Raw genomic sequence first — 18859 nt, 5'->3', positions numbered from 1 at the left:
GGAATAGTAATGTTTGAGCCTGAACGAACATGGATAAGAGTTTCACTAAAACAATCGAAACTTTTTTACGTGTTGTTAGGATTTGACCTCTTACCCATTGCGTCTTTCGAGAAACTTAACGGAAGGTTAATACCTGCAGATTTGCCGGATCAGAACGTGGGAGTGGATCTATCTGCACCGAGGATCGATCTCCAGCACGTTCCCTGTCAGCTTTCCGGACAGTTCCGAATTCGCCAGGAATTGCACGGCGTGGATCACTGTTCGAAGCACGTCATTTTCGCTTGAAGACGTAGAGTTCACATCGCTGGCGTGTACAGCATTTATCCTCAGCCCGGAACCGAAATATTGCCTAGCAATTGCGGAGGTAGTAGTGCGCAACGCCGCTTGAAGGACGGCTTCTGCTTCCAGCGAGGTCGTCTCTTCGAACCATGCGACGTCCACTACGGCAAGCTCCGCGCCCTGAAGTCGAGAGCTAAAGGCACCTGTAACTCTGATTAGATTGGATACGGCATCAAGCCCCAGATTCGCGCTGGATAGCGATCCCGTTACAGTTTGGGTTGTTTCATTTCTGCGGAAAACTATGTTCACCAGAACGTCGACCCGTCTCCAGCGCAAATACACCTGGTCAGCCATTGAGTTGACGTAAACGTCTCTGTTCGGGTTGACTTTGACCGGTAAAAAATTGTTTCCCTGGCCTTCAGCCAGGGAGGCGAAGTCGGCGGGATTGGCGTCGCCTACGGCGACCCGATAGCCTTTTTCTATAAATGAGCGCGCCAAACAAAGACCAACAGGATTTGACGCGCCTATCAAGACACAGACTTTTTCCCCAGGAGAAATGTTGGCGTCACTGTCACGTTCAACCAGTACCTCGGTCGATGGAGTATGACACGCCTTGTGAGTCAGAGACGCTTGTATCACGCGCCGGTCGCCGCTTCCGGCAGATTAAGAAGGTCGACAATTTGTGCATTTTTGGCCAAGTTTAGCACTTATAACTCCCGGTCCGTCGCTGCGTCTCCCGCGAACAAGCAATGCGCGGGCGATATAGTAAAATTTTTGTCCGACAATCTGTCAATTCCTTTTTTGCGATTTTCGGCGGACACATGTCGAGACCGGCGTCATTTTGAGGCCTCATGCACGCAATGCCGTAAGCATCGGTATTCCGACACCCGGTTGAGTTTGATGTGGTCTTTCCTGTTAGTCTTCTCTCGCCGCCACGTTCCGATTTGATCGCGCTTTTCGCGTTCGCGCGGCACAGACAACAGCACGCCTATGGCAGCACAAGCTGTTTGACCATCATCAGGTTTCGTCCTTAAGCTCTTCTTTTGCCCAATCAGACGCCCGGAGTCCGTACCCGCTAAGAAGAGCGCAAAGTCAACTCAATGCGACGAGGCGCGGCTTACGCATTGATATTTGCCGCGACCGCCTCGCTTAGTAGGCCAAAAGAACTCGTCGACGTCTTTGCGTCTCCGAGTGTTGAGCCTGGAGCGTGCCTCTCTTATACGTCATAACCGAAGTATGCTGATGCGCAGGTTAAGAGGACCAGCGTGTGGCGAAATCGTGGGGCCATCCTACAGCACAATCATTTTTCTCCGTGTCGACTCAACGGCCTCCAAGGTCGGTTGGCGTAGGTTCTCTCCCACTCATAGCACTCCCACCCTTCCCGTGACGGGCTGCGATCGAAAGCAGCCCGTCACCCCTCGCCTTGGGAGGCATCTTTAGATTGATTTGCCGTGCGGGAACTCCACTAGAACCGTGGCAGATTTCCCTGATGCTGCCTTGCCTTTGATCAGGAATAGCATTAACGTATATCAGACAATCTGTCAATCTGTTCGAGGCTTGTGGAAGCCAGTCATCGCATCATTAGAGGCTTCCCAACTGCAGCGCTGAAAAACTAGGAGGCCATCTCGAGCGGGAGAACGTGGATGTCGGTGCTGGTGATGATCCGCCATGACGAAAGCCTAGGGAATGAGAGATTCAACCGGCCTCCACAAAGGTCCGAATCGGTCATGTACGCGATCAAAATCGCTCGCACGCCATCCGGTCTCGAGCTTTGAAGGTTTGGAAAACTAGTCCCGGCATGTGCGAGTTGGTGTTCATAGATAGGTTTATATTGGATGACCGAAAGTTTGTTCAGCAAGCCCGATGAAGGGACCTTAGTGAAAGACAACTTTATCGAGGGCTCCGATCCCGAACGTCTTTTGCCTTTGATATCATCGCCCCTGGCGTCCTCTGACCTTGCTCAACACGACAGTAGATCGCTTAACTCTCGCTGCAGTCGAATTTCCCTTGATGGTTTTGGCGTTGCGGATGCCCATCATGAAGGGGCGTTCTCGGTCATGATAGATTCCCCAGTTGACGTCGTAACGGTCTTCCTGCCGGCGTCCGGGAATGCAGTCTTTCATTGGTCTGGGCAACAGGTAGAGTCGCCGCATGTTGCAAATGCTCCGCTGAATGCCCGACAAGATGGCATAAGATCTCAACTGTCATTGACGATCGATACGCAATCCTTGCGTGACAAGCTTTCTCGCATGCTCGATCGGACGATCAGCGGAAATCTGCAAATTCAGCCGACCCTTGATCTTGCATCGAGCGCGGGAACGCTCATGCGAGAACTAGCCCTGTCTGCCCATCGCGGCCTCAGTGCCGGGGGGCTCTGCGACAATGCCCGTCGGCCTATAGCTCGCTCCTCGACGCGATAGAGTACCTTTTGATCGAAAGCTGTATGCATCGCTATACCGATGAACTTCGTCGTCCGTCTCCGTCTCCCACGCCTCGCCACGTGAAACGGGCAATGGAGTTTATGGAAGAGCATATGGCTCAACCCATTTCCCTTAACGATATCGCCGCTGCGGCCAAGGTCAGCGTGCGGACTTTGCAGCACGGCTTCCGACAATTTCGTAATACCAGCCCCACAATGCACCTCCGAGACTTGCGTATGTGCGCAGCTCGACAGGAACTGCTGCAAAACGGCGCTAAAATCAGCGTTTCGGAAATAGCGCTTAAGTGGGGCTTCACACACCTCGGCCGTTTTGCTGCAGAGTACAAGAGACGTTACGGCGAACTGCCATCTAAAACAGTGCATATGAGCGATGTTCTGCCGCATAGGCGATCTATGTGTGCTTCGCAGGCCTCTCCGCCCGAAAGCTGACCCGGAAATAGCCCTTCGCGATGGCGCTGTGGTTCGCAGCGCTCCACCGGGCTATACCATCGCTGCGCCCTTAATTTTTCGGTCTGTCGCCACAGACGGTCAGCAGCCGAGCGTACAGTGCTTCAAGGTGATTGGTGATTTGGATCATTTGCAGCCGCTCTTGCTCCAGGCGCTGCGACTGTGCATCTTCGTGGCTTTCTAAGTGGGTATCTGTCTTAGCCTGTTGCCCGAAATTGATTGCGATAACTTTGGACATCTTCGAACTCTCGTTGAATTTCGTTAATACTCCGCGTCTTGAAGGAAGACAGTCGCGGAAGGTGAAAAAGCAAAAGTCTGCTAGGCAGCTGCGATGCGTCCTGATTGGTGCCAAACCTTTGCTCAAAACTAAGGAAGCATTCCATCCCTTGTTCAAGCGGAGTGATTCCGTAGCTGAAGGTTGGGTCGAAGTCGCGCCTAAGTCCGAACCGGTTGGATCCGATCGCCGTTGATCGATAGAATGCCAGAGACCTGATCGACGACCGGGCCGATGATACCATCTGCTACCTCAACGACGACAATGGCGCTGTGGCTAGACCGATGGGATTGGTTATCTCGGCAGCAAGCTCTATCACCGGAATGACAGAACCGGCAGATCCCTGAACCGAGAACATGCGTTAGGGGCAGCGGCGTCGCCTCTGCTAACCCCCGGATTTCCGGGATCAACGTCGTCTTCATGCAGAACTGCTGGCTGCCAGATGGAAACCGATAATATCCTGCGGTGAATTATGACATGATTCATTAAAACTCTTCCCATTCCTTAGTCGCGACAGCGGCTGTAGTACGTCCGCCGAAGGCGCCGGCAAGCTTCTGGGAGAGGGCACGCGCTGGCGAGGCGGCCGGCTTACCGTTCTGGTGGGCAACACGCCGTACAACAGTCGAACCGTCGAGCCTGAAGCGCGCAATAAGCCGCGCCAGATTGGAAGCCTCATCCGCCAACCGGTTGGTGGCCGCCGTCGATTCTTCCACCATCGCCGCATTCTGCTGGGTCGTCTGATCCATCTGGTTGACCGCAGTGCTGACTTCCGCCAGCCCGGTCGATTGCTCTCGTGCCGCCGTCGAGATCGTATGAACGTGCTCGTTCACCTTGATCACGTGGCCTCGGATTAGACCAAGGGCATCGCCTGTGGCCGTTACCAGCCTGACCCCAGTTTTGACCTCGTCGCCGGACCGGTTGATCAGCGCCTTGATATCCTTGGCGGCAGTGGCGGAGCGCTGTGCCAGTTCACGCACCTCCTGAGCCACAACGGCGAAACCCTTTCCAGCGTCACCCGCACGCGCCGCCTCGACGCCGGCGTTAAGGGCCAAAAGATTGGTCTGGAAGGCGATCTCGTCAATGACGTTAATGATCTGGCCGATTTCATCCGAGGCCTGCTCGATGCGGCCCATGGCGGCGACCGCGTCTTTGACAACCGCGCTCGACTGCTCGGTGCTTCTGCGTGCCTCATCGACCATATGGCTGGCTTCCGTGGCTCTTTCTGTCGAGCTTTTTACCGCCACCGTGATTTCCTCAAGCGCCGAAGAGGTCTCCTCCAGGGCCGCGGCTTGCTGTTCCGTGCGCTTTGAAAGGTCGCCTGAGGCGATGCGCATCTCGCCGGCTCCGCCGTTGATCGTGTCGACGGCGGAGCGAACCTCGCCTAATACGGATCGAAGGGCTGCCATGGTGGCGTTGACATTACTCTTCAGTTCACCAAAGGCTCCCTGAAACTCGCCGCACATGTTTTCCGTCAGATCCCCATCGGCAAGCGCTGAGATAACTCGGCGAGTTTCGGCGATGCCCCGGTCAACAGAGGTGACCAGCTCGTTGACGCTTCCTGCAAAACGGTCGAGAGCCGCATCGCCGTATTTCTTGGTGATGCGATGGGTGAAGTCACCGGCTACGGCGGCTGACACCACCTCGGCAATGCTCGACTGCAAGTCGGCGCTCTTGGCCTGCAACGCGGCCTCCTGCGCGTTCAGATCGCGGGCCTTGATGCTGTTTTGCTTGAATACCTCAACGGCTCTCGACATCTTGCCGATTTCGTCGGCGCGCATTGCGAAAGGAACCTCAGTGTCGAGATTACCATCTGCCAGTACGCCCATCGTGGTAGTCAACCGCGAGATCGGATCGGTAATCTTCCGGATGCAGTAAAGCAGGGCTATAATGCCCGTCGTAGTTGCCAGCGCCATGGCAAGAATGGTGACCAAAACCGTCGATGAAACGGCGCCCATCGTGTTTCCGACGGCCGCGACTCCACCACGCTTGTTAACTGCGACATCCTGGTCAAGGAGCGCTCCGCTATCATTATACAGTTTCGTCGTGGCGTCACTCGTTAGAAGAGCAAATGCTTCATCCTTCTTGCCTGCCTGCATTAGTTTAACAATCCGCTCGCCATCCTCCTGATATTGCGTCCACAAAGCGGAGAACGCGTCATAGGCCTGACGCTCCTCGCCGGATGTCACCATCGGCTCATATTCACCACGGGCATTCGCGAGATCCTCCATCTTCTGGCGGAAGGTGGTGATATTATGCGCAAGGCTCGTCGAATCTGATGAGTTTGTCACCAGCCTGAACTGCAGGATGCGGTAGTCCCCGGTGATCGTATTGATCCGATTTATCACATCGATCGATGGCAGCCAGTTGCTGGCAACTTCGGATATATTGCTCCTAATGGACAGCAGCTTGACGATACTCACGATGCCCTGGCCCGCCGCGAGAAGAGAGAGCAGAACAAATATCAAAGATAAAGCGAGTCTAATGGACTTGGGCATAAAGGCAAACCTTTTAGGTGAGGTGGACGATCGACTTGTCTACTCAAATCTTCCAATTGCCGTTTCATTCATTCGAACGGCAGATCAATCTTGTGGGTCTGTGACATAGCTGAGAATACCTATTGGTTGCGTTGGTTAATGAAGCCTTTCCTGCCCGTCTCGAATGCAAAAAGACGACGTTTTAAGGATAGTCAGGCGTCCAATGGATCGTCCGCGCTTACAAGGAGGATGCAGCCGGCAAAATTTTATTTGGCGCCGTTCGAAGAGCATCATCGTTTTCAGCAACCGAGTTTCGCCCCGCCACGAGCGACCTAGAGCAAGTCCTGCGATCGATGAATCGATTGTGATGTGACGGCGTCCATCGAAGCTGATTCAACTCCACAGAGAAGAGGTGGATGATGGGACAGGCCCTGAGCGATGATCTTCGAATACGGGTTTTGAAAGCGTCTGCGGCGGGCATGTCGGCTCGACAGGCTGCGGCTCGTTTCGGAGTTGGGATTTCGACGGCGATCCGCTGGATTGCAAGAGCGAAAGAGGGTGAGCTGACTGCTCGGCCACAGGGCTGGAGACGACCTTCGGCAGTGGATGCACACGAGGAATTCGTTGTCGCGTTGATCAACGAGCGTAGGGATGTGACGCTCGATGAGATGGTTGAGCGCTTGTCCGTCGAGCGGCAGGTGAAGATCAGCCGCAGCGCACTTGGCGCTTGGCTTCGAAGCCGTGGGTGGACCTTTAAAAAAGACCGCACACGCACTGGAGCAGGACCGACCGGACGTCCTGAAGCGCCGGCGCGCCTGGTTCGATGGTCAATTGGACCTCGATCCGGAGAAACTGATCTTCATCGACGAAAGTGTGCTGCAGAGGCACGGAAGGAGTTCAGTGTGAGCTAACCCCGTAACGTGAAGCTGCGTGAATGATGGAGGATGGCCCTCCGGGATCGGCTTTCAGGAGCGGGTCTCAAACCAGTCCGAGCTGCTGCGGTAAAGAGCCGTGGTGGTGAGCGCCGGATGAAAAGTTCGGACGAGATCCGAGCAGGTGCGTGTCCGAAGACGAACGAAAGTGAACCCTCCGAAGACGCGCCGTTATGAATATAAGCGTCGTCGAAACCAGGACTGTTTCGTCATCCTTGTCAATGCCGCGTGAATTTTCCTCAGAAGTGCCGAAGTAAAATTCCCCATTTATGCCGATGTGGACGCCACGGAGATTTGGGGATTTTTTGGCGGACGTCCACGTGGCTTTTGAGGTGGAGCGAACGCCGGCGGTGCGATCAGGGCTTTGGATCGGACATGCTCCGGCATCAGCTCGGCATGCTGCCGCAGCCGATAGCTTGATCCTTCGATCTGCACGACCACGGCATGATGAAGCAATCTGTCGAGCAGCGCCGTTGCGACGACGGGATCTCCGAAGACGTCGCCCCATTCTGCAAAGCCGCGGTTTGACGTCAGGATCATCGCGCCACGTTCATATCGCGCGTTGACGAGCTGGAAGAACAGATTGCCGCCGCCCTGGACGACGGGCAGGTAGCCGATCTCGTCGACGATCAGCAGGCTGGGCCTGCAGAAGAAGCGAATGCGCTCCTGCAATCTGCCTTCCCGCTCGGAGCGGGCAAGTGAGCCGATCAGATCGGCGAGCGTCGTAAAATACACACTCTTTCCGGCCTTCACGGCTTCGACGCCGAGCGCTGTGGCGAGATGGCTTTTGCCTGTTCCCGGCGGACCAAGGAAATGAACGGCCTCGTGACGATCGACGAAGCCGAGCTGCGCCAAGGTGAGTATCCGATCTCGATCAAGCGAAGGCTGGAAGGTGAAGTCGAAGCCGGCGAGCGTCTTGATCGTCGCAAGCCTGCCCATTCGCAGTGCGGTCTTGATCCGGCTGTTCTCGCGTAAGGTGAGTTCCTCGGAGAGAAGGATATCAATGGCTTCCAGCGCGGAAAGCTCACCGTGCTCGAGGCGTCGAACGACGTGGTCGAGAGCTTCGAGTGCACGTGGCATCTTCAGGCCGACGAGATCATGACGGATACGATCGATCATGGACGGAATGGCATCGAGGGCCGCGCTCATGGGCGATTCTCCTGTGCCAGGACTTTGCCGACGGCATCGTAGAAGGCGAGAGATCTCTGAAGCACGGTGTCGCCGGCGGGCTTGACGACAATGGCGTCGTCGCGCGTCCTGGACCGATGTTGCGGCGCGAGTGTTCGTCGATGCTCAGGATGAACTCGGCGCTGTTTGCGGCCCTCCAGGACGGGATGGGCTGCGATCAGCACGCCGTTCTCGAAGATGCGGACCTCGTCAGCGAGAGAATGGACTTCCACCGTTCGGCTTCGCGTAGCATCCGGAACGCTATAGGTGTTGCCGCCGACGCTGACCATTCCCTCCCGCGATACCCGGCGCTCCAGCTTCAGAACGGATTTGAACGGAGCCAGCGGTAACGGTCGCAGGTGCTTCCGCTCCTCGGCGAAGGCTTCATTGACGACACGCAGGGTCGTGGCATGCTTCCTTGGATTGGCGACGGTATCCAGCCAGTGCCGGAGCTGGGCGTTCAGATCATCGAGGTTGCGAAACGAACGGGCGAGGAAGAAGTCTTCGCGGATATAGCGAAAGGGTCTCTCGACCTTGCCCTTCGTCTTGGCCCGATAAGGTTTGCAGGCCTTCGGGTGGAAACCGTAGTGGCGTGCCAGGTCGATCAGGGCACGGTTATAGACGATGCCTTCTGTCTGGCCTTCGCCGATAACGGCCGTCTTCATCCGGTCGTAAAGCACCTCTCTTGGAGCGCCACCAATGGCCTCGAAGGCCGCTATATGACACCGCAGGACGGTCGGCAGGTTCTGATGCATGACGAAGCGTGCCCAGATGAGGCGGCTATGACCCAGCACCATCGAGAACAGCCAGACGATCCTCGGCGTCATCGGTTCGTCGGTGAAGACGACATGGAACTGGGCGAAATCGACCTGGGCCTGCTCACCAGGCGGCGTCTCGAAACGAACTTCAAAGCCCTGACTTGCAACGGGGCGTACATCGCGGAGAAAATCCGTCACAGCCGTGTAGCCGCCGGTATAGCCTCGTTCACGCAGTTCTCGAAACAATCGACTGCCGGTCAGACCGGGATAGGATTTGACCCGCTCCCGCAAGTAAGAAGCGAACGGGTCGATGACCGTCGCCCGAGGCTTTCTTGGACCATAGGCCGGAGCCTCAAGTCCTCGCTCAATGTATTTGCGCACCGTCTTGCGATCGATGCCAGTTTCTCTGGAAATAGCCGACACCGTCAGCCCCTGCTGATGCAGATCCAGGATCATGATCGTCTCCCTCAGCTTGATCACCAATATCCCCCTTCCGACCATCGGAAGGAGTATCGGCGATGACGCGCCGCCGGTCTTCCGGGGCGCGCCCCGGAAGACCGGCGGCCGCAGCACCTGGGGAAGATTCAAACGGCACTAATGAGGAGTATTGCTCCGGTACTGACAATCCTGGGACAAGTCCGCCGGGTGCCTGATGATTGGGCGGGCGGCGACCGGCGTAGAGGGGGCGTGAGTTGGACACAGGCTTTCACCCGGAACTGCAGGAACCAGGCTCCTGATGCCAAGGGAGAAGCCCAAGCGGAGAAACCGTAAGGCGAGAGTACCGATGCAGGAGACTGGGGCGGACCGATCCGTATGAGCGTTGAGGGCCCTGTAATGGGGCCGGAGCAAAGGGATCGGATCAGGTGGTCGTATTGTTTGGAACAACTGGAAACAGGATGACTTCGATAGGTACGACAGACAAGCCGTTTCGGATTGAGAAGCGGCAAGTGTACGAAGCTTACAAAGCGGTCAAAGCCAACCGTGGTGCAGCCGGGTGGACGGTGAGACCCTGGAGATGTTTGACAAAGACCTTGCGAGAAATCTCTACAAGATCTGGAACCGGCGGTCAGTGATCGGATCGCGCAGATGGTGGTCAAGCAGATGATTGATCCGGAATCCGACATCAAAGCTGTTCGACAATCTTCCGCATGATCTCTTGCTGAAGACGGTCAGAAAAGACGTTAAATGCAACTGGGCTCTGCTCTACATCGAAAGATGGTTGACCGCGCCTATGGAAAAGAACGGAGAAGTCATTGAGCGGATGCGTGGTACCCCGCAAGGGGGCGTGGTCAGCCCGATCCTATCGAATCTCTTCCTGCATTACGCGTTTGACGTCTGGATGACCCGGACGCATCCGGATCTACCATAAAGGCCTGGCGCCGGCGAAGATCGGCGGCTACGTCAAACCGACACTGAGGGTGCGGCCGCCGACAACTACACCTTGACGCGTCGCTGGTTGACGCGAATGGCTTTCGCTTGACCCTCCACGCTGGCACGTGCAGCATCGTCGGCCTGATCGATTTCAGGACGAACGCGTGCATCGATCGGGTGGTGATCATGCTCCTGCTCAGGACTCCGATACGTTGAAACGACAACGCCACGGTGCAACAGCTCGTTCATGTCGTGTTACCTCTTCGAAGGCTACAAGCTATCTGGGAAAGACTTACCTTGTAGGGCATTGGCGGAAGGATCGACAATCGAAAAGACAGGCAGAAATCTCGTCTGCAAGGCCGGCCCCAGAAGGGGTCGGAAGGGAAGATCCGTAGGACAGCTCCCGCGAAACCTCTAGAAAAGTCCAGCCTTTTGAGACCTCGCAACCGGCGGAGAGGATGTTGCTGTCCTGCCTCTATTCAACAGACCTCTCCCCCTTTAAGTTCAGTCGGCGAGCGACCCTTGGGCGATCGCTATGCGCCGATCCCGCCCATGCAGACGTATTTCATGGATAAGAAGTCATCCATTCCGTACTTTGAGCCCTCTCGGCCGAAGCCGGATTGCTTGACGCCGCCGAATGGCGCTAATTCGGTGGAAATCAGACCCGTGTTCACGCCAACCATGCCGTATTCCAGCGCCTCTGTGACCTTCCAAACGTTCCTGAGGTCGTTGGCGAAAAAGTAGGCTGCCAAGCCGAATTCCGTATCGTTCGCGAGTTCGATGACTTCCTCGACAGTATCGAACTTGAACACCGGAGCCAGAGGCGCGAAGGTTTCCTCACGCGCAACCTTCATATCCTTTGTGGCACCCGAGAGAAGCGTTGGTTGGACGAACGTGCCTCCGCGAGCATCGCGGTCACCACCAACCACGACAGTCGCACCCTTGGTCACAGCGTCATCGATATGACCATAGAGCTTTGCTACCGCTTCATCGTTGATCAACGGGCCGATCGTCGCCCCGCTCTCAAACCCGTCAAGAACCTGCAAGGCACTCACGCGCATTGCCAGCTTCTCGACGAACCTGTCATGGATCCCGCTCTGTACGTAAATACGGTTCGCGCACACGCAGGTTTGACCCGCGTTACGAAACTTAGAAAGCATAGCCCCCTCGACCGCCTGGTCGAGATCTGCATCGTCGAAAACGATAAACGGCGCATTGCCGCCGAGTTCCAGGCTCAGCTTCATGATCTTCTGGGCGCCTTGCGCCATCAAGATACGGCCAACTTCGGTCGAACCGGTGAAGGTCAGTTTCTTGACGACCGGGTTGGAGCAGACCTCCTCGCCAAACATTCTTGCATTATCCGTCGGGAGGACGCTGAACAAGCCATCGGGTATTCCGGCACGCTCCGCGAGGATCGCCAATGCAAGCGCCGATAACGGAGTCTCGGCAGCAGGCTTGAATACGATCGCGCAGCCGGACGCGAGCGCCGGCGCGATCTTGCGGCACACCATCGCCGACGGAAAGTTCCAAGGAGCGATGGCGGCCACAACGCCAACCGGCTGCTTGATGACAAGCAGTCGCTTGTCGGCCTGGTGACCTGGAATGGTGTCACCATAGACACGCTTGGCTTCCTCACCGAACCATTCGATGTAGGAAGCGCCGTAAGCAATCTCGCCACGCGCTTCCGCCAGTGGCTTGCCCATTTCCGATGTCAGAATTACGGCCAGGTCTTCAGCGTTAGCTACCACCTCTTCGTAGAACTTCCGCATGATCAGCGAGCGTTCCTTCGCCGAAACCTTAGCCCACTTCTTCTGTGCAGCCTTTGCAGCATCGATAGAGGCTCGCACTTCAGCAAGGCCAGCGCTAGGCAAAGAGGCAAGGACGTCCATCGTGGAGGGGTTTAGCACGTTGATGCGTGTGCCGTTTACCCCTTCGCTCGACCACTTTCCTCCAACCAGCATCTGCTCGCGAACGAGAGTCTGGTCCTTTAAACGGCCTAGCAGGGTGCTGGAGATTGCCATGGATCTTCCTTTCTATGCATTGATCATATCTGATTTCGAATGTGTGGTGACCGTGCGTATATCGCGACCATCGGAACGATGAGCAGACCGACGACAGCCTGCTGCGCCGGAAAGTTCAGTCCGAGGCCAACTAGAAGCGAGGTCAGTACAGTCAGGACAAGAACACCGAGCACTGTCGCGCCATAGCCGCCCGCCCCACCAAGAAGCGACGTCCCTCCAATCACCACCGCTGCTACGGTGGTGAAAAGATAAGGGTCGCCCACGCCGACGAAGCCACCACCGGAAAACCCTAGTAGCAGCATGCCCGTGATTGCAGACATGGCACCGCTGACGCTATGGATGACGGTCCAGACCTTGAATTCGGAGATTCCGAGGCGGGCGGCCGCCGTCCGGCTTCCGCCGACGGCGTAAATGCTGCGGCCAAACCAGGTGTTGTACATGAACCATCCAAGCGCGATGGCGACGATAGCCCAGATCACGATGACCGGAGGCAGCGACAGGCCGAAAAACTTTCCGTTGAACGCCGAAATGTTCCTCAGCCATTCGGGTACCGGAGCAAACACTGTACCACCAAACGCCGAGCCGAGTGAGGTGTAGATCTGGACCGCACCGACGGCCGCGAAGCCAACTCCGAGCGACATGATCAGCGCTTGCCCTTGGAGACGGAAGCTCAGGGCGCCATTGGCGGCCCCGACAAGCGCACCGAGGAGCATGACAACCAGCATCGCGAGGGGAGCGGGAATACCTGCGACCATAAGGCTGGGAAGGAGGATGTTCGCGCCTCCAATAATATATGGTATCGAAAGATCGAGCGCACCGACCAGAGCGCACAGGGTCTGGCCAATGGAGGCAAGCCCCAGAAACGCTGCGAGAAGAAGGATTGAACGCGCGTTTTGGGATGATACGAAGCCGGGGACCAGCAATGCACCGAGTGCTAAGAGAGAGGCCAGAAGAACAAAGCCAATGACGATGCTCCGATGAGCCTTGAGCGGGTTAGACTTCTGAGCCGATTTGATTTCGGAATTCATAACTGTCGCGACCATTATCTTGCTCCTTACACAACCGCGCGGCGACTGATGACAAAGACGTTCACGAGAAGTGATCCGACGAGGATTAAGCCGAATGCCATCTGGGTAACGAACCCCGAAACCGTGCCGAAGTTGAAGGTGGAGAGGAGATAGGAGATGAGGAACATGTTGATCGCGCCAAGCGTAGATCCAAGTGCTCCACCACGACCACCGGAGAGGCTCGCACCTCCGAGAACCAGGGCCGTAACAGCCTGAAGGGTGTAGGTGCTGCCCTGCGTCGGATCACCAGAGGAGATCAGCGCCGTGTAGCTGAGGGCGGCAAGTCCAGCGAATGCTCCACCAACAACGTGGGCGATGATGCGGACTGCGTCCACTCGAACGCCGCTCGTATACGCCATGCGCTCATCCGCACCCGTCATGCGAAGGTTGCGGTAAAACATAGTCCCCCTGAGAAGGAGCCATAATGCATACGCTGCAACCAGCAACAGCAAAACAGGTGACATGATGTCGGTCCCCGCCCCCCAGCTAAGCATCCAGTCGGGCGCGACTCCACCCGGTCGGGACATCACCATCAGGTTCAACCCGGAGAGGACAAGAAAACCCGACAGCGTAACGATTATCGGAGCGACACGCACATAAATGATAACCAGCGCCTGGAGTAGCTGGAATGCCGCTCCCAGGCCGACTGCCCATACTATCACTGCGATAGGGTTGGTAATTCCGTTACCCACAAGCCAGGTAATAAGGGTAACGTTGATGAACCCCATCAAGGGGCCAACTGAAAGGTCCACTGCTCCACGACCCGCCATGACAATGGGGGTGAGGGCAAGCGCCGTTAGAATCAAGGGCGTGGCGACAAGGATTGCACCTGCGAGGCCGTTGTTCGTGAATAGCCCGTGTCCGCGTAGGGCAACGGCGACCAAAAGGACAATGAATAGGCCGGCCGGCACGAAGAGGGAACGGTCCTGGGTGATTTGACGGAATGCGATTCCAGACATCATGCAGTCCTTTCCAGATCGAACTCGATGGAGGCGTTTGGCGATTTTCCAAACATTGCGGCCAAGATTGGCTCTTCCGCTATGTCCTCGCCTGCTAGCGACCGGAAAAGCCTTCCAGCAAAGAAGACGTCGACGCGGTCCGCAAAGCCGATGAACTCTTCGATTTCGCTTGATAGATAAATCACGCTGCCACCCTTCTCCGTGAACAGGCGCAGTTCGCGGTAGAGATCGCGCTTCGTTCCGAGGTCGACACCGCGAGCGGGATCGTTAAGGACGATGACGGACGGTTCGTTTGCAAAGGCACGGCCGATCAAAACTTTTTGCTGATTTCCGCCCGACAGTGAGGTGATCTTGTTCGCCGGACTTCCAATCTTAATCCGGAGCCGATCCACCTCGCGTTTGAACATGGGTTTGAGGCCGGCCTTATTGATTATACCAAGAGGACCGAGGTTCTTGCGATAGACGCCGATGGCAAGATTTTCGAAGATGCTCTGCTGAGGGAAGATACCTTCACGCTTGCGGTCGCCGGAAATATACGAGATTCCTGCTTTGGTAGCGTCTTCGAGCGATGCGACCTTTTTCATTCTCTCGGTGCTGGATGACCAGACTTGGACATTACCACCAAAAGGCTGGATGATACCCGCAACGGCGCGTACGAAAGCGTCCTGCCCCTGCCCGTCGAGTCCTGCAACACCGATGATCGCTCCTTTCGGTAGATCGAAATCGAAGGGCGCTGCCGCGCTGTGAGTAACGAGGTCTCTTACCGCTACCACGGCCGGCGCGGCGGCGCCTACTTGCTTTGATTCGTACGCCTTCGCGTCGCTTGCGTTTCGGTCCGCGGGCGTCATCATTGAAAGCAGGTTCTCTTCAGTTATTTCATGCTTCTCGAGCGTACCAATGGTGACGCCGTCGCGAAGGATCGTGGCTCGATCGGCGATGCGGACAAGTTCAGCGATCCGATGCGTTACGATCAGCACGGTCGCACCTTCCCTACGGAGACGATCAATTTCCTCGTGGAGGCGGATCGTGGAATCGAGGTCTAATGCCGCAGACGATTCATCGAGGATGAGGACCTTCGGCCTGCGCAAGACCGCTCGCGCAATAACTATCCATTGCTTGACGCTCAGAGGCAATGCCCCAACGTTCTGATCGAGATCCACGGGCTTGCCGACGAGGCGTTTCAGGATCTCCTCAGCCTCGGTACGCCGACCACTGCCGCCCTGCGAGCGGAAGATGCCGTCGCGCCCGACATACAGGTTTTCCAATACACTGGCCTCGTCGGCCACCAGCACTTCCTGGAAGATCGTTGTCAGCCCGATGCGCTTGGCGTCAGTCGGAGTCGAAATCTCTTCTCCAAGGACCGAAACGCTCCCGGAATCTGGGTGCAACACTCCAGACATGATCTTCGCCATCGTGCTTTTGCCACTTCCATTCTCTCCGACGATGGCGTGCACTTCTCCGGCCCGGGCTTCAAAATCACACTTCTTTAAGGCCTTAGTCTCGCCGAAAGACTTGGCAACATTGATCAACTTGATCGTAGTTTGGTTTTGCATCGGAGATCCTCTAATCCCAACGGCCGCGCGAGGCGGTCCTCCCACAAGAGAAACTTCTGTCCGGTGGCAAGACCCACCGGGCAGAACAGTTTCACTTCGACACAGGCTTCCAGGGATCAGCCGGGCGTTCGAAGTAGTCTGCAGCAATCGCAGCAGGAAACCACCCGTCCGCCTTGGGCTCCACGAAGTCTGTCGAGTTCAAGTCGCAATCTTCTGGTATCGCCGCGCGGACTTCATCGATGGTGTAAGGCAAGACGGGTCGAAGGAAGGACTGAACCTTAGGGCCTTGTCCCTCCAATGTGCGGAGCATGATCTCCCACATCTGTTGCATCTCGCGACGCGGCGGCCAAATATGGAAACTCCTGTCCACAAACTCGGGGTTCTTGCGCCAGTAGCACGCGGCGGAAGCTTCCCCCCGAGAGTAATCGGGATCATGTCTCGACCTGACTGCAGCATTGCGTTGAGAACGCCGTTCTCTTGGGCCCCCTGCGTGAGGATCCCATCAATCTTCGTCGGGTTCGTCGCAAGAAACTTCTGAACTTCGACCTGGGCCACCTGGTCGGTCCACTTCCCTGCAACTTCACCGACGATCTTTATGTCGGGGTACTTAGCAAGTGCTTCCTTAGCCGCTTTGTCAAAGCTGTCCGAAGAAGCGAAACCGGGAATACCAGAAACGAGAAGGATATTGCCCTTCTTTCCTATTTTTTCCGCCAGCCACGTCGCCATCTCGGCACCGCCCTGCGCGTGATTGGCCGCGCCATTGATGGCGTATGGCGACGTCACGTAGCCCGAAAATGAGAACACCGGCACACCGGCTTTGTAGGCATATTCGATCGTCTGATTAAGAGCCGTGACGTTCGAGCAGCAGATGATGATTGCATCGACGCCTTCGTCCACCATTTGACGCATCTGCTGGATCTGAACGGCGTCTTTAAGATCCGACTGGGTGACCACGACATCAGACACCAGGCCCGCAGCCTTTGATCGCGGTAAAAGATCGCTCATGACCGCATCGAGAGCTGCGGCTCGCCAGGTGTTGCCAGCGTAGCTGCTTGCATAGCCGATCTTCCACGGAGGACCCTTTTTGGGCTTGAAGTCTTTGTAGGCGCTCGCCCCCAATGGAATCTGCGGATCTACAGTTTCATAGATCTTCTTTTCTGTAGCCGGTAGCTGATCGACACCATCCGCGTAAGCGGTTGTCGCCAGGGCGCTAACCGAGATCAGCGCCCCAAGTGTGACATTCAGAATGCACCTCATTGAAGTTCTCCTCCCGAGAAAAGGATCAGGCAACCTTAGACCGGGCTGCTGATGACTGTTGGATCTCCTCAAGAATCGGCAACAGATACTTCCGGAACTCGCTATAGTCCTCAGTAACGGGAAAATGTCCGAGCTTTTCCATTGTCCAAAACTTGGAGCCTTTGACCAGGTCTGCAGCAATCTTGGTATCGGCCGGGGACGTGTTTGGATCGTATTCGCCCGTGAGGAAGTATAGCATACATTTCGACGTATCGATTTTGCTGGCTTCTTCTGGCGACACATCGTGGTCGTAGTAGTAGTAATAAAGATCACCCGCGAAGATTCCCGGTCCACCGCAGCTGTATTCCCACTGGATTTCACGGACATTCGCTTCTGGCGAGTACGGTGAGATATTCAGCATCATCGCCGCACCGATGGAGGTGCGATTGACGTTTGGATTGTCGAACTCCCTGCGGATGCCAGCCATACCGACGTCGACGTACTCCGCCGCCGAGCGCAACGCACCTTCGACCGAGATCGTGGCGCGGAAGTTGTCCGGATAGTTCGATGCCAGGTCGATCGCGAGATGGCCGCCCATGGAGCTGCCCAAATAAACGGGGCGGTCTAGGTCGAGCGCTTTTGAGAGTTCGAGCTGGAAGTCCATCATGAACTTCTTGGTCATGTTGTATTCCTTCTCCCACCAGCGAACGCCGTAGGGGGGAAGGGACTTGCCGTGATACGGCAGATCGAACGCGATGACGCGAAAATTTTTCGTCACGTCGGAATCGCAAAGCATATGACGGTATTGGCGACCGTCGGACCCTGCCGTATGACCGACGAGAAGCGGAATCCCCTGGCCCGCTTCTTCGTAATAGACGCGGTACTCGATACCTTCTACGGTGAGATAGAGATAACGGCCGATAATGGGGTCAAACTTGGTCATGCTGCTGCTCCTTCAGAACGGGCATTGCGCATCAGGGTGGTCATGCGGTTGAGAGCAGGCAGATACGCGAAGGTTTCGTTGTTACTGCTAAGGTAGAGGCCATGCTTGATGTTTGATGACTGCAAGCACTGATAAAACGGCAAGGGTTTGTGCTGAAGCAGCGCCTCCCACTGTGAACCGGTCCCGCGTATGACGATAGTGCACTTGTCGTCGTCGTATTCGGCCTCTTCCACCTTTAGCAACGTACCGTCCTCGAAATGAAGCGCTACACTGCGGGTAGGGAAATCGCATTTTAATATACCGTTAAGATAACGAGTTTCGCGCTTGAACTCGAAATCCTCCCGCACGAATTCTATGAATTTCTTGAGATCTATCGCCATTTTAGGCTCCTCCCTTGTTGATAAGCGCTGAGAACTCCGCGCATGTTGTACATGCCCCCTCACGGGACAGCACATTCTCAAATGCCCATTTCGGTGAATACTTCCTGGGCATGCCTGAAACTGTCGATGCCTGCTGGCACACCAACGTAGATAGCCACCTGAAGGAAGATCTCCTGGATCTCCTGTTTCGTAACACCGTTGTTGATGGCGCCGCGGATGTGGCCTCTGAGCTCGTGCGGTCGGTTTAAAACCGCTATCATTCCAAGGTTGAGGATCGATCGAGCGCGACGGTCGAGGCCAGGTCGGTTCCAGATATTGTCCCAACAATACTCGGTGACGAGTTCCTGCATCGGCCAGGTGAAGTCGGTCGCCTTTCCGAGGGCCGCATCAACGTAAGCGTCCCCCATCACCTGCCGACGAGTAGCAAGTCCGCGCTTGAACTGCTCCGATGGAGCTGTTCGCTCGCCGGCCTTAGACCCCTTATCTTTCCTGTCCAAAGTGGCCATTGGGTTTCGCTCCCTTCATCATATTTGACAGATTATCAGACAATTTTCAACT

At 56.1% G+C, this 18859-nt stretch carries 14 protein-coding genes and 3 pseudogenes; 3 read left to right on the top strand and 14 right to left on the bottom strand.

The genetic code is table 11. From position 1 onward, the window contains the following. Window positions 1-168 precede the first annotated feature (168 nt). Window positions 169-918, bottom strand: a complete 750-nt coding sequence (locus NE852_RS00705; RefSeq protein ID WP_011053351.1) for an SDR family oxidoreductase — start codon at window positions 916-918, stop codon at window positions 169-171. Between the two features lie 1894 nt (window positions 919-2812). On the opposite strand from NE852_RS00705, the gene NE852_RS00695 reads away from it, so the two are divergent. Beyond that, on the top strand, window positions 2813-3148 hold the full coding sequence (locus NE852_RS00695; protein ID WP_239789243.1) for a helix-turn-helix transcriptional regulator: 336 nt from the start codon (window positions 2813-2815) through the stop codon (window positions 3146-3148). A 70-nt stretch (window positions 3149-3218) separates the two neighbouring features. On the opposite strand, the gene NE852_RS00690 is transcribed toward NE852_RS00695, so the two are convergent. Together NE852_RS00690 and NE852_RS00685 are read right to left on the bottom strand one after the other, a co-directional pair. Beyond that, complete coding sequence (locus NE852_RS00690; protein ID WP_004673279.1) at window positions 3219-3404, bottom strand: hypothetical protein; 186 nt, start codon at window positions 3402-3404, stop codon at window positions 3219-3221. Window positions 3405-3925: 521 nt separating this feature from the next. Further along, a complete protein-coding gene (locus NE852_RS00685) occupies window positions 3926-5935 on the bottom strand; it encodes a methyl-accepting chemotaxis protein (RefSeq protein WP_012489469.1) in 2010 nt (669 codons plus the stop codon). Window positions 5936-6333: 398 nt separating this feature from the next. Here NE852_RS00685 and NE852_RS00680 point away from each other — a divergent pair. Next, window positions 6334-6793, top strand: a pseudogene (locus NE852_RS00680) (helix-turn-helix domain-containing protein); the annotation flags it as partial. A 320-nt stretch (window positions 6794-7113) separates the two neighbouring features. Here the strand turns inward: NE852_RS00680 and istB are convergent. Together istB and istA are read right to left on the bottom strand one after the other, a co-directional pair. Then, window positions 7114-7995, bottom strand: coding sequence for an IS21-like element ISRel3 family helper ATPase IstB (istB, locus tag NE852_RS00675; RefSeq protein WP_008536647.1), 882 nt, complete (start codon window positions 7993-7995; stop codon window positions 7114-7116). Then, complete coding sequence (istA, locus tag NE852_RS00670) at window positions 7992-9251, bottom strand: IS21 family transposase (RefSeq protein ID WP_037175809.1); 1260 nt, start codon at window positions 9249-9251, stop codon at window positions 7992-7994. The genes istB and istA overlap by 4 nt, the downstream gene beginning before the upstream one ends. Before the next feature lie 416 nt (window positions 9252-9667). On the opposite strand from istA, the pseudogene NE852_RS32570 reads away from it, so the two are divergent. After that, a pseudogene (locus tag NE852_RS32570) lies at window positions 9668-10137 on the top strand (reverse transcriptase domain-containing protein); the annotation flags it as partial. Window positions 10138-10205: 68 nt separating this feature from the next. Here NE852_RS32570 and NE852_RS00660 read toward each other — a convergent pair. From NE852_RS00660 to NE852_RS00620, 9 genes and pseudogenes are all read right to left on the bottom strand, one after another. Then, on the bottom strand, window positions 10206-10391 hold the full coding sequence (locus tag NE852_RS00660; RefSeq protein WP_004668636.1) for a hypothetical protein: 186 nt from the start codon (window positions 10389-10391) through the stop codon (window positions 10206-10208). 284 nt (window positions 10392-10675) lie between these two features. Then, a complete protein-coding gene (locus NE852_RS00655; protein WP_008534338.1) occupies window positions 10676-12163 on the bottom strand; it encodes an NAD-dependent succinate-semialdehyde dehydrogenase in 1488 nt (495 codons plus the stop codon). A gap of 23 nt (window positions 12164-12186) precedes the next feature. Beyond that, window positions 12187-13206 carry an ABC transporter permease gene (locus NE852_RS00650; protein WP_004668632.1) on the bottom strand — a complete coding sequence of 340 codons (1020 nt, stop codon included), beginning with the start codon at window positions 13204-13206 and terminating at the stop codon, window positions 12187-12189. An 11-nt stretch (window positions 13207-13217) separates the two neighbouring features. Then, on the bottom strand, window positions 13218-14192 hold the full coding sequence (locus tag NE852_RS00645; protein ID WP_008534336.1) for an ABC transporter permease: 975 nt from the start codon (window positions 14190-14192) through the stop codon (window positions 13218-13220). Beyond that, window positions 14189-15742 carry a sugar ABC transporter ATP-binding protein gene (locus NE852_RS00640; protein ID WP_004668627.1) on the bottom strand — a complete coding sequence of 518 codons (1554 nt, stop codon included), beginning with the start codon at window positions 15740-15742 and terminating at the stop codon, window positions 14189-14191. The genes NE852_RS00645 and NE852_RS00640 overlap by 4 nt, the downstream gene beginning before the upstream one ends. 91 nt (window positions 15743-15833) lie before the next feature. Continuing rightward, window positions 15834-16999: pseudogene (locus tag NE852_RS00635) on the bottom strand (ABC transporter substrate-binding protein). 25 nt (window positions 17000-17024) lie between these two features. Beyond that, window positions 17025-17921 (bottom strand): alpha/beta fold hydrolase, encoded by an 897-nt coding sequence (locus tag NE852_RS00630; protein WP_004668623.1) that lies wholly within the window; start codon window positions 17919-17921, stop codon window positions 17025-17027. Further along, complete coding sequence (locus NE852_RS00625; protein ID WP_004668622.1) at window positions 17918-18301, bottom strand: hypothetical protein; 384 nt, start codon at window positions 18299-18301, stop codon at window positions 17918-17920. The genes NE852_RS00630 and NE852_RS00625 overlap by 4 nt, the downstream gene beginning before the upstream one ends. Before the next feature lie 77 nt (window positions 18302-18378). After that, complete coding sequence (locus NE852_RS00620; RefSeq protein WP_004668619.1) at window positions 18379-18807, bottom strand: carboxymuconolactone decarboxylase family protein; 429 nt, start codon at window positions 18805-18807, stop codon at window positions 18379-18381. Between the last annotated feature and the right edge of the window lie 52 nt (window positions 18808-18859).

Source organism: Rhizobium sp. Pop5 (genome assembly GCF_024721175.1).
In the GTDB taxonomy this organism is placed as follows: domain Bacteria; phylum Pseudomonadota; class Alphaproteobacteria; order Rhizobiales; family Rhizobiaceae; genus Rhizobium.
This window is presented reverse-complemented; position numbering and strand designations above follow the sequence as displayed.